The following is an 11,991-nucleotide window of genomic DNA, read 5'->3' as shown; positions in this document are numbered from 1 at the left end:
GGAACTTCATGATTCTCGGCGATCCCCGGTCGGGTCGCGCCAAGTCTGGCCCGGAGACGACGATCGATCAGATATTCCGGCGCGCCGCGGCGCTGCGGCCGGACGCGGTCGCGATCTCGGATCCGCTCGATCGTGAGACCTTCACCGACGGCGCGCCGCGCCGCCTGACCTTCGCCGAAGCCGACCGGATCATATCCGCGATTGCCGCCCGCCTCCGCAAGCTCGGCCTGCAGACCGACGCCGTGGTAGGCATTCAACTGCCCAACACCCTCGAATGCGTCCTGACCATTCTGGGAGTGATCCGTGCGGGTATGATTGCCGCGCCGCTGCCTCTGCTCTGGCGGCGCGCCGATGCGAGCCATGCCCTCAGCCAGCTCGGCGCCAAGGCCATCATCACCGCATCGCGGATCGGCGCCGTCGACCATTGCGAACTTGCCATGCGGGTCGCGGCCGATGTGTTCCCGATCCGCTATGTCTGCGGCTTCGGCCAAAAACTCCCCGACGGCGTGGTGCCGTTCGACGATCTCCTGGCGCCAGGCCCCGAGGAGACGCCGCCAGAAGTGGCGCGCGCTGGCAACCCCGCCGCCCACGTCGCCGTGGTGACGTGGGACATCACGCCGGATGGACCGGTGGCGGTGGCCCGCAATCACACCGAGTTCATCGCCGGCGGCGTGACCGCGCTCCTGGAAGGCGGCCTCGGGCCCGACACTCGGCTCCTCGCCTGCTGCTCGATGATGTCATTCGCCGGGCTGTCACTGTCGGTGACGCCGTGGCTGCTGGCCGGCGGTACGCTGTCGCTGCACCACGCTTTCGATGCCGAGACCCTCGATCTGCAATGCAGGCTCGACCGCTGTGACGCCATCGCGTTGCCGTCGGCGCTGGCCCCTCGCCTCGCCGACGCGGGCCTGCTCGAGCATCCCGACCTGAAATGCGTGCTGGCACTGTGGCGCATGCCCGAACGGCTGATGGCGAGTCCGAGTTGGAAGCATCCTCGCGCCCGACTGGTCGACCTGATGGCGTTCGGCGAAATCGCAATTCTCGGCTCGCGACGCGACGTGGTCGGTCGCCCCGACCCGCTGCCCTCCGGCGAGGTGATGGTGCCGCGCGGCTCGGCCAACGCGGTGCTGCTCGCCGAAGTGGCGCGCACCCAGGCCGGCACATTGGCGCTGCGCGGAGCGATGGTGCCCAAGCGCGCGTTCCCGCCGGGCGCCGAGCGGCACAATCTGCCGCATCTGAAGCCCGACACCCAGAACTTCGTCGACACCCGCTACGCATGCCGTGCCGACCGCGGCTCCGGCACCTTTGTCGTCACGGCACCGCCCCCGGGCATGGTTACGGTCGGCGGCTACCGCTTCGTTCTGAGCGAACTCGAGAGCACGGTGCGCCAGGCGAGCAATAGCGCCATGGTCACAGCCCTGCCCGACGCCGTCGCCGGCCACCGGCTTGCCGGCATTTGCGAGGACTTCGAAACGGTGCGCACGCAACTCAAGGAGATCGGCGTCAACCCGCTTGTTGCCGAAGCCTTCCGCAACCGACGGTCAAAAGCAGCCTAGGCGTCAGCGTTGACCGCTCGTTAATGGCGGGCCGCTAAAGTCGCTGCCTTCCTGCGGTTCTTAGTTCTGCGTAGCCGTCCGATGTCGCTGCAAGGTCCAATCCTGATTGTCGCCGGTCGGCCGACGAACGCGTTGGCAAAAGCGTTCGCCGATGCCGGGGCTTCGCCCGTCATCGAGGCTTCGTGGGCTGGTGCGGTCACCGCGATGGCCGAAGTCAGGCCCGCCGCAGTCGTGATCCCCGAGCCCGACGGCAGCAACCCATCGGTCGCCGAGGCCTTGTCACGGCTGATTCTCGAAGCTGCGCCCTACACCCCGGCGATCATCGGCGCTCGCGACAACACCATCCCCCCAGTTGCCAATGCGCTGGCGATTTCTGACAACGCGACCGTCGAGCAGCTGACCGCCAAGGTCACATCGGCGCAGCGTTTGCGCACGCTGCACTCGACGGTGCTCATGCGCGCACAGGCTCTGAAGGAAGAACGCAACATCATCGCGGAACTGCCCGCCGGCGATCCCCTCGACGACGCCACCGTAATGCTTGTCGGACGAGGCCGACACTATGCGACTCTCAGCGTTGCGATCGGCGAGCGGATGGGAGTCATCGGCTCGCTCAGTACCGAGACCGCGGAGCGCTGTCTTGCGGACCGTGAGGTCAGCGGCATCGTGATTGGCGATGGCCTGCCCGCACGCTCGATTGAAACATTCCTCGCAACGCTTTGTGCCAACTTGCTCTATCGCGACCTGCCGATCGCGATGCTCGGCGCATCCACGGACATCGCCGAGCTGCCGAACTTTGCCCGCGCCCATGACCCGCAGGTGCTGCTGCAACGGATGATGCCGCTCATTCGCGCCCGCGCGCTCGAAAGCGCGCTGAAGCGGCTCCTGAAATCAATCGAATACAAGGGCATGCTCGACGTTTTGACGGGCCTCTTGCACCGAAACGCCTTCGATCAGGCTCTCAGTCTCGCGATCCAGGATGCCGGCGAGCGCAGGACGGTGTTCTCAATCGCCCGCTTCGCCTTTGAGCAGCCGCTCGACCGCCGCACCGCCGTCGATGCGGCCCGCCTCGTCAGCCAGCTCGTCCGCGACACCGATTTCGCCAGCCAACAGGAGGACAATTCGATCCTCTTCGTGTTCGGCGACACGACGCTGCGCGATGCCAATGTCGCCGCACGGCGGCTCGCAAGCGTTCTCAAGCATTCCATGCTGCGGCTCGACCGTCAGCGGCCCAATGTCAGCCCCGCGGTGACGCTCGCGACGCTGAAGCCCGGCGATACGGCGCAAACGTTGCTGGACCGCGTCTCGCCCCGACCGGTTGCCGCGGCCTGATCCGGGCCTTAAATCTGACGGGCCGATGCAAGGAAGGCCCGCCATGCCAGACACGCCCAATGCCATCCCGCCTGTCACGATCGACGTCGTATCGGACGTGGTCTGCCCCTGGTGCTTTATCGGAAAGAGCCGTCTTGAGAAGGCCTTGGCGCTGAAACCAAATATTCCGGTAGAGGTGCGCTATCACCCCTATTTCCTGAATCCATGGGTGCCGCGCGAGGGCATGACCCGCGACGAGTATCTGACCACCAAATTCGGCTCGCCGGAGCGCTACCAGGGCATTGCCGGGCGGGTTGCCGCGGCGGCGGCATCCGAGGGGCTGACCTACGCGGTCGACAAGATGCGGCGTCAGCCCAACACGCTCGACTGCCATCGGCTGATCCTCTGGGCCGGCGCCATCGGTAAGGCTCCCCAGATGAAGCAGCGGCTGATGGACATGTATTTCACCGAGGGCGCCGACCTGTCGGATCCGGAGGTGCTGGTCGCGGCCGCCACCTCCATCGGCCTCGACGCGGCGGACGTCCGCCAGAAGCTTGCGAACGACATTGACGTCGACAAGGTCGAGGCTGCGGCCAGTGCAGCAAAGGAAGCCGGCATCGACGGCGTGCCGACCTACATCCTCGGCGGCGTGGCCGCGGTCAGCGGCGCGCAGGCGCCGGAGGTTTTGGCCAACGCTATCGAGCAGATCGCGGTCAACCGCGAAACGTTCCTCGCCGAGCAGCAACGCGCCGCGGGCCGCTAGGGTCTGATTCAACTTCGTTGAATCAGACCCGTCGCTCTTTCTCTTGCTTGAGCATGATCCTTTCCGAAAACCGCTTCACACTTTTCGGGATCATGCTCTAGTCCGGTCGCACGAAGCGCAACGCAAGCGCCAGAATTGCGGCCGCCGCGATCCACGACCCGGCAGCCCTCACCGCGATCCGCGCCCACAGCGGCCGCGCGTATCGCGTGGTCTGCCACATCGCGATCAGGAACATCGTGGCGCCGACCGCCGTGCCGGCGAGCGTCCGGTTGGCTTCGCTGATCGACAGCGCCTCGGGCGGCGAGTCGAGCGCGATCGCAATCCCGAGCACGCCCGCAAGCGCAATCCCGATGCGGACCGACAGCGGCCACGCCAGCGCGACCAGAACGCCCGATAGAACGGCGATGCCCAGAATGGTCTCGTTGGCGTAGAGCGGCACCGCCCCCGAAACCATCACGGCGATCCCCGCCGCGATGCCCAACCCAAAGCCGATGACGGGCGGCCAGCCCCATCGCGTCTGGCTGCCCACCATCAGGCCCATCGCCAGCACCGCCATCGCATGATCGATCACGAACAGCGGATGCAGCGCACCACCCGCGAAGCCCGTGAGCCCAAGCGGCGGCGGATGGGCCAAAGCCGGCGTCGCCGCCAGGCCAGGCAACGCCAAGCAAGCCAGAACTGCAAAAACCGGGATTACAGCGCCCCGCATGTCGTCCACTATAGCGATCTCAAAAAGCCTGCCATCCCGAGGAAGCGAAATGCCCGTCACCATCAGTGCCATTGACGTCATTCACGTGCGGATCCCGCTCGACACCTGGGCGCCGCCTCCGCTGTTCGCCGGCCGGCCGCGCACCCATGTCGAGGCGCTCTATGTCAAAGTGAAATGCAGCGATGGCACGATTGGCTGGGGCGAGGCCTTCGGCTCGAGCGGCACCTTGGTGGTCGCGGCCTATGACAATTGGATCCGGCAGCTTGCGGTCGGCAAGGATCCGACCGATCCGAACCTGCTTCCCACCATGGAGCGGCTATTGCACGGCCTCGGTCGCGCCGGTCCGGTGATGCATGCACTGAGCGGCCTCGACATCGCGCTGTGGGACATCCGCGGCAAGCTCGAACGCGCGTCGGTGTCGAAGCTGCTGGGCGGACCGAAGCGCAAGCGCGTCGAGACCTATGCGTCGCTTCTGCAATACGCCGGCGATGTCGAGCACGTGAAGCGCAACACCGCTCGCGCCTTGGAGCGCGGCTATCGCCACATCAAGCTGCATGAGCGCACCGCCGAGGCCGTCGCCGCGGCCCGCTCGGTCACCGGGCCGGCGATCCCAATCAAGGTCGACACCAATTGCGGCTGGACGCCTGGCGAAGCCGAAAAGCCGGTCGCCGCGATGAAACCGTCGAATCCGTATTGGGTCGAGGAGCCGATCTGGCCTCCGGAGGATTTTGAATCGGCGGCCAAGCTCCGCAAGGCCACTGGCATGCCGCTCGCGATGGGCGAGAACGCGACGAGCCCAAGCGATTTCCGCAAAATGATTGCGGCCGGTGCTACCGACTATGTGCAGCCGTCTATCGTCAAAATCGGCGGCATCACGCAACTCTTCCGCATCGCGACCGAGTCCGAGAAGTCCGGCATCACCTGCGTGCCCCATGCTTTCTTCTTCGGCCCGGGCTATCTCGCAACGCTGCACTGTATCGCCTCGAAAGACCGCGATGCGCCGCTGGAGCGGCTGTTCGCCGATGTGGCTTTTGTCCCCTACACGAAGACGGTGCCGGACGTGAACGGCGCGGTCGACGTGCCGGACCGGCCCGGACTTGGCGCCGATCCAGAAGAGGATGAGTTGTTGAAATACCGCGTCTGACAACAACAAACGCCGTTCGGGAGAAAAGTCCATGACCTTCGTGAGCAGGCGGCAGCTCGCCACCGGTGCTGCTGCGTTATGTCTTGCGGGTGCTTCTTCCTTGCGCGCGCAAGACGCTTACCCGCAACGTCCGGTGAAGCTGATCGTGCCGTATGCACCGGGCGGCGGGACCGACGTGTTCTCGCGGCTGCTCGCGGCGCAAATGGAGAAAGAATTCGGCCAGCCGCTTGTCATCGACAACCGTGCCGGTGGCGCCAGCACCATCGGCACCCGCGCCGTCGCCGATGCGGCGGGCGATGGTTACACCATCGGCATGGTCGACTCTGCCTTCGTCACCAATCCCGGCCTGCTCGGCGAGAAGCTTCCCTACGACACGCGAAAGGATTTCATCCCGGTGTCGCTGCTTTCACGCACGCAGCTCGTGCTCGCGGTGCCCGCGGCCTCGCCGTTCAAAACCGCGAAGGAATTGGTCGACTACGCCAAGGCCAATCCCGGCAAGCTGACCTTTGCATCGGCCGGCATCGGCACCGGCATTCACCTCGCCGGCGAACAATTCCGCCAGGTCGCCGGCATCCAGATCGTCATTGTCCCCTATCGCGGCGGCGCGCCGGCGCTGGCCGATTTCCTCGCCGGCAAGGTCGACTTCACCTTCGGCGCGGTGCCGTCGATCAAGTCCTACATTGAAGCTGGAAACGCGCGCGGGCTTGGCGTCACGCGCGGACGCGCGCCACAGCTTCCGGGCATCCCTGGCATGGACGAGATCGGCTACGGCAGCGTCGACTCCGCAAGCGAGATGGGCCTGGTCGTACCCGCTTCGACCCCCGCCCCGATCGTCGAGAAGCTGCAGCGCATCTCGGCCACGACAGTGAAGGACGCGGTGTTTCGCGAGAAGCTTCTGGCGCGCGGCTTTCAACCGATCGGCACCTCGACCGATGAATTTCGCAGCCACGTCGACCGCGAGATCGACAAATGGGTGAAGATTATCGCGGCCGGCAACATCAAGCCGGAATGACGGTGCTGTTTTCCGCTCGCGGCTGACTTCGCTCACGCAGCCGGCTGACGAACGGGCGCGCCGTGCGTCTTCGGCACCTTGCTGGCGTAGGTTTCGACGATGCTGTCGGTTACAGGCGTTTCAATCAAAGCCTCGTCCGAGTAGCGCGAAGAGGCCGGATCAGCGGCGATGCGCTTGCGCAGCCTTCGGATCCACCAGAAGCGCCAGCCCCAACGCGACCATTCGAAGGTTATTTCCACCGCGCGTCGTGGGTAGAACGTGAACGGATTCTCGATAGGGTATCCGGCCCGGCGCTGCGTCCGCACCTTACGGCGTCCAATTCCGCACTGCAGGGGGTGCAGCCCTTCAATGCTTGTAGCCCCCGAAAAAATGGTTGCGCCATTGGCGACCTTCCCCAGGCCGACCACGCTTGCCGCCGCGCGGCGCAGGATGGTCTCGATGTGGTCTCTGGAATAGTAGCGCTCCCACGCGTCGTTGTAGGCTTGCGTCCACTCTTCCTGGCTCATCCGTGGATGATCGGTGCACGGATGTTCGAGATCGTATTTGTTCAGATCCGGCTCCAAACGGGTGCCGGAAACGTAGAGCTTCTTGTGATCCTCGGAACCCGGAAGCGGCGTGAGATAGAAGAACTCAAGCAGATCGACCGGCAGTTCCTTCTTGATGATCTCGATATCGCGGGCGATCGATTGAGGCGTATCGGCCGGGAAACCGAGAATATAGCCGGCATGGGTGGAAATTCTGAACCGCCGCCAGGCGAGCAGCATCTCGCGGTATTCCCAGATTTTGTTCTGGCGTTTTTTGGCCGCCATCAGGGATTCTGGGTTGATGTTCTCGAGCCCAATGAAGACCGATCGGCAGCCCGCTCGCGCAGCCTTCTCGATGAAGCCGGGGATGCGGTAACTCAGCGTATCGACCTGCAGCACCAGTGAAATCCCGAATCCCTGCCGCACTCGCAAGTCGGCGAGACGGTCGAGGATCGACTCCCAGTTCTTGTTGCGGGCAAAGTCGTCATCGGTCACGAAAAAACGTGTGATGCCTTGCGCAGCGTTGGCACGCACGATCGCCTCGACGTCATCCGCCGTGCGATAGCGCGATTTGCGGCCTTGCACATTGATGATGGTGCAGAACGAGCATTGAAACGGGCAACCGCGTCCGGCGTCGAAGGTCGACGACCTCATATAGACCCGCTCGCAAATATCGCGCGGCAGGATCGGCAGGCTTGCGCCCTCCAGGCCCGGCAGATCGTGGAGGTGATTGTACACGCGCTTGGGCGAACCGCGATCGATGTCCTGCAGCAATTCGTGCAGACGACCTTCGGCTTCGCCGGCATAAAGCGTGACCCCGAGCTCAAGTGCCTCGTCGAGATCGGGTGGCAACTCGGGCAGCATCGATATGCAGCCGCTCACATGAAAACCGCCGATGACGACCGGCAAGCCGCTGGCGCGAAATTGCCGCGCCAGATCGAGTGCTCTCGGAAACTGGTTCGACTGGACGCCAACCAGCCCAATCAGACCCTGCCCGGCCTTTCGCAGGCGCTTGACGATGCCCCGGACGTCAATGACCGTGTTGCATTCGTCGTATCCCTCCAATTCGATCTTCACATCAGGCCCGAGAGCATGCGCCGACGCGCATTCGGCAAAAGCACCATAGACACTGGCGAGGCTGTTCGAGGGGATCCCCGAGCGATGCCACTGAATGACGTAGCCGTCCCCGTCGTAATGCGACGGCTTGATCAGAACGACCAGGAAACGTCGGGTGGACGTTTCGACAGCGGTTGGTGCCATATGTTCGTTCGTCCCTTAACCTGCTGCCCGCGGCTAAGCTTTAGCTGACGTCAATCAAGCGGCCCGTCGGCAAATGATAGCATCTTCCGGCCCGAGATGCGGACGAGTCTCGCGACGCTACCTTTTTACCCGCAAACCATAACACGACCAAGCCCGCCTTGACCGGCCACCGCGCCCGGCGCGACACTGTCCAAAATCAAAATATCAACTGTTGGGAGGTCACCGTGTCGAAGTCTGACAATCCGCGCGGTATGGGTCGCCGCAATTTCTTGAAAGGCGCCGCCCTGGCCGGCACCGCCGCCGTGGCAGTGGCGCCGACCGCCGAAGCCGCCGTGCCGGTTGCAAAATTGAAGGCGCCAGGACCTGGTCCGCGGCAAATCGCTGTCGAAACCACGGCTCCGGTCAAGGATCCGGCCACGCAGTCGTCGAGCGGCGGCGACTTCATGGTGGACGTCTTCAAGACGCTCGACATCGAATACCTGGCGATGAACTGCGCCTCGAGCTTCCGCGGCCTGCACGAGGCCGTGCTCAATCACAACAACAACAAACCGGAAATCCTCACCTGTCCGCATGAGGAAATCGCGGTGGCGATGGGACACGGCTACGCCAAGATCGAAGGCAAGCCGATGGCCTTCATCTGCCACGGCGTCGTGGGCCTGCAGCACGCCACGATGGCGATGTACAACGCCTGGTGCGACCGCGCGCCGGTCTACTGCATGGGCGGCAACATCGTCGAAGCCGACAAGCGCATGCCGGGCGCCGAATGGGTGCATTCGGCAATCGACATCGGCGCGCTGACGCGCGACTTCACCAAGTGGGACGATCAGCCCACGTCACTCCAGCATTTCGCTGAATCGGCCGTGCGCGCCTACCGGGTCGCAATGACGCCGCCGATGGCTCCGGTGCTGCTGTCGCTCGACGCCGAACTCCAGGAAAATCCGATCAAGGATGCAGAGACGCTGCACATTCCGAAGCTCGGCAAGATGATGGCGCCTGTCGGCGATTCCGGCTCGCTTGCCGAAGCCGCGAAGCTGCTGGTGGCTGCCGAGAACCCGGTGATCATCTGCGACCGCCTGGCGCGAACGCCGGCCGGCATGGAGCGGCTGGTCGAGCTTGCCGAAACCCTGCAATGCGCGGTGATCGACAACGCCGGCCGCATGAACTTCCCGTCGCGGCATCCGCTCAACATGAGCTTCCGCCGCGGCCCGGTTCTGGCGCAAGCCGACGTGATCCTGGCGATCGAGATGAACGACCTCTGGGGCGTGTTGAACCAGTTCAGCGACCGGATCGAGCGCAGCTACCGGCGCGTCGCCAAGAAGGACGCCAAGCTCGTCACGCTCGGCACCCGCGACATGCTGATCCGAGCAAACTATCAGGACTTCTCGCGCTACCAGGACGTCGACCTGGCGATCACCGGCGACGGCGAAGCCTCGCTGCCGGCGCTGACCGAGCAAGTGAAGAAGCTCGTCGACGATGGCCGCAAGAACGCGTTCGAGGCGCGCGGCAAGAAGCTCGCCGCGGCGCGGCTGGCGATGATGGACCAGGCCCGCTCCGAAGCGACGATCGGCTGGGACGCGAGCCCGATCACCACGGCGCGGATGTGCGCCGAGGTCTACGCGCAGATCAAGGACGAGGACTGGTCGCTGGTCGGCAACGCCATTCGCAACGTGTGGCCGCACCGGCTGTGGGACATGAAGAAGTCCTATCAGTGGAACGGCGGCGCCGGCGGTGCCGGCATCGGCTACAACCTGCCCGCCTCGATCGGCGCGGCGCTCGCCAACAAGAAGCACGGCCGCCTTACCGTGGCGTTTGGCGGCGATGGCGATTTCAACTTCGTGCCGGGCGCGCTGTGGACCGCGGCGCATCACCAGATTCCGATCCTCTATATCGTGCACAACAACCGCGCCTATCATCAGGAGCTGATGTACCTGCAGGCGATGGCGGCGCGTCATGCCCGCGGCATCACCAACACGCGCATCGGCACGACGCTGACCGACCCCAACATCGACTACGCCACCGTGGCGAAAGGCTACGGCATATACGGCGAAGGACCGATCACAGACCCCAAGGACCTTGCGCCGGCGATCAAACGCGCGCTCGCAGTGGTCAAGAGCGGCGCACCCGCCTTGATCGATGTCGTGACTGATCCGCGGTGATGGGGAGAGATATGATGTCGAAAGCTGTCTTGATCGGCGCACTCAGCGTGCTCGCCCTCACCGCGGCGGCGCGAGCCCAGGATGCGCCGAAGGGCGATGTCGCCCATGGCAAGCAGGTCTTTGTGGCCGTCGGCTGTTACTACTGCCACGGCCGCTCTGGCCAGGGCGGCGCGCTGAACTATCCGGCGCCGGCGCTCGCCAAGACCGAGGTTCCGTTCGAGGGCTTCAAAGGCGTGCTGCGGCAGTCGTTGCGGGACATGCCGGCCTATGTCGAAGCGGTGCTGCCCGACCAGGACGTTGCCGACATCTACGCGTTCCTACAGAGCCTTCCGGGACGACGACCGGCCAAGGACATCGCGATCCTGAACAACTGATTGGGCGCACCATCGCGCCCATGCGTTCCGCCCCATGCGTTCCCGCCTGAGCCACATGAGCCTGGCGCGCTGCGCACGCCCAGCCATTCCCGGAAATTTCCATGGGCCTCGGCTTCGTCCGGGGAGTGCGGAAGCGGCTTGGTCGAGATGCCTGTAGGTGGGGTTCGCATTTGAAAATTGGGGTATGGCCTGCCGCGCTTCGGAGCGCGATCGTGGCGGCCGTTTCGCTGTGCTGTAGCCGGCAGTTGCCCGCCCAGGAGCAGGCCTCTTCGTTTCCCTCACGCCCCGTGCAGGTCGTCGTGCCGTTCGCGGCCGGCGGATCGAGCGACGTGGTCATGCGGCTCCTGGCACAGACAGTCAGCAAAAACTGGAACCAACCTGTCGTGATCGACAACCGCGTGGGCGCCACTGGCGCCATCGCCGGCGAATTTGCGGTCCGGCAGCCTGCCGACGGCTACACGCTGCTCAACGCGGCGCCGACCTCGCACACCGCGTTGCGGGCGCTGCGCCGCGACCTCCCTTATAATCCGATGACCGACCTCACGCCGGTGACGCTGCTGGTCATTGCGCCGATGATGCTGGTGGTGAATCCCAACAAGGTGCCAGCCCACACCGTGCAGGAGCTGATCGCCTATCTGAAGCAGAATCCCGGCAAAGTGACCTACGCCAGCACCGGCATCGGCAGCGTGGCCCATCTCTCGGTCGAGCTGTTCAAGCTGCTCACCGGCACCGATATGGTTCACGTGTCCTATCGCGGCAATGCCCCGGCACTGAACGACCTGCTCGCCGGCAATGTCGATCTGACCATCGACGTCTCGTCATCGGTCGCGAGCCATCTCGCGTCGGGCGCGCTGCGTTCGCTTGGCGTCACCACGGCCAAGCGCACCTCTTTCTATCCCGAGATGCCGACCGTGGCCGAGACCGTTCCCGGCATGCAGGCCTTCAGCTGGAACGGCATCGTGATGCGCAGTGGCACGCCTCCTGCGATCGTGGAGAAGGTTGGCCGTGAATTCGCCAACGCGGTGCAGCAGCCTCAGGCGAAGGACGCGCTTGCGCGCATCCTCATGGAGCCGGTCGGCAGTTCGCCCGCGGAGTTCCGGAACCTGATCGAGGAAGACTCCGCGCGCTGGGAGCGCGTGGTCAAAGCCATCAATCTCAATCCAGAACAAAAATAATCGGGAGTTGAAA

At 64.6% G+C, this 11,991-nt stretch carries 10 protein-coding genes; 8 read left to right on the top strand and 2 right to left on the bottom strand.

What is annotated here, in order from left to right:
* The first annotated feature begins 8 nt into the window (after window positions 1–8).
* From RHPLAN_RS19290 to RHPLAN_RS19280, 3 genes are all read left to right on the top strand, one after another.
* A complete protein-coding gene (locus tag RHPLAN_RS19290; RefSeq protein ID WP_068020931.1) occupies window positions 9–1,553 on the top strand; it encodes a class I adenylate-forming enzyme family protein in 1,545 nt (514 codons plus the stop codon).
* A gap of 132 nt (window positions 1,554–1,685) precedes the next feature.
* A complete protein-coding gene (locus tag RHPLAN_RS19285) occupies window positions 1,686–2,882 on the top strand; it encodes a GGDEF domain-containing protein (RefSeq protein ID WP_157100354.1) in 1,197 nt (398 codons plus the stop codon).
* A 43-nt stretch (window positions 2,883–2,925) separates the two neighbouring features.
* A complete protein-coding gene (locus RHPLAN_RS19280; protein ID WP_068020927.1) occupies window positions 2,926–3,624 on the top strand; it encodes a DsbA family oxidoreductase in 699 nt (232 codons plus the stop codon).
* A 97-nt stretch (window positions 3,625–3,721) separates the two neighbouring features.
* Here the strand turns inward: RHPLAN_RS19280 and RHPLAN_RS19275 are convergent, their stop codons facing one another.
* On the bottom strand, window positions 3,722–4,291 hold the full coding sequence (locus RHPLAN_RS19275; protein WP_068020925.1) for a HupE/UreJ family protein: 570 nt from the start codon (window positions 4,289–4,291) through the stop codon (window positions 3,722–3,724).
* 91 nt (window positions 4,292–4,382) lie between these two features.
* On the opposite strand from RHPLAN_RS19275, the gene RHPLAN_RS19270 reads away from it, so the two are divergent.
* Both RHPLAN_RS19270 and RHPLAN_RS19265 read left to right on the top strand, forming a co-directional pair.
* On the top strand, window positions 4,383–5,477 hold the full coding sequence (locus tag RHPLAN_RS19270) for a mandelate racemase/muconate lactonizing enzyme family protein (protein ID WP_068020923.1): 1,095 nt from the start codon (window positions 4,383–4,385) through the stop codon (window positions 5,475–5,477).
* Between the two features lie 31 nt (window positions 5,478–5,508).
* Window positions 5,509–6,489, top strand: a complete 981-nt coding sequence (locus tag RHPLAN_RS19265) for a Bug family tripartite tricarboxylate transporter substrate binding protein (protein WP_084245201.1) — start codon at window positions 5,509–5,511, stop codon at window positions 6,487–6,489.
* 32 nt (window positions 6,490–6,521) lie between these two features.
* Here RHPLAN_RS19265 and RHPLAN_RS19260 read toward each other — a convergent pair whose 3' ends face one another.
* Window positions 6,522–8,273: a B12-binding domain-containing radical SAM protein gene (locus RHPLAN_RS19260; RefSeq protein WP_068020919.1), complete on the bottom strand. Its 1,752-nt coding sequence runs from the start codon at window positions 8,271–8,273 to the stop codon at window positions 6,522–6,524.
* A gap of 224 nt (window positions 8,274–8,497) precedes the next feature.
* Between RHPLAN_RS19260 and RHPLAN_RS19255 the strand changes: the two genes are divergently transcribed.
* The 3 genes from RHPLAN_RS19255 (at window position 8,498) to RHPLAN_RS19245 (ending at window position 11,978) form a co-directional block, all read left to right on the top strand.
* Window positions 8,498–10,429, top strand: a complete 1,932-nt coding sequence (locus RHPLAN_RS19255) for a thiamine pyrophosphate-binding protein (RefSeq protein WP_157100353.1) — start codon at window positions 8,498–8,500, stop codon at window positions 10,427–10,429.
* A 14-nt stretch (window positions 10,430–10,443) separates the two neighbouring features.
* Entirely contained in the window at window positions 10,444–10,803 is a 360-nt protein-coding gene (locus RHPLAN_RS19250) for a c-type cytochrome (RefSeq protein WP_198164417.1), read from the top strand.
* Window positions 10,804–11,015: 212 nt separating this feature from the next.
* The gene (locus tag RHPLAN_RS19245) at window positions 11,016–11,978 is read left to right on the top strand and encodes a Bug family tripartite tricarboxylate transporter substrate binding protein (RefSeq protein ID WP_198164416.1); all 963 of its coding nucleotides are present in this window, start codon (window positions 11,016–11,018) and stop codon (window positions 11,976–11,978) included.
* The last annotated feature ends 13 nt before the right edge of the window (window positions 11,979–11,991 follow it).

The sequence above is a fragment of the Rhodoplanes sp. Z2-YC6860 genome (assembly GCF_001579845.1).
Lineage (GTDB): Bacteria > Pseudomonadota > Alphaproteobacteria > Rhizobiales > Xanthobacteraceae > Z2-YC6860.
The sequence above is the reverse complement of the archived record's forward strand: the minus strand, read 5'-3'. Positions and strand labels throughout refer to the sequence as shown.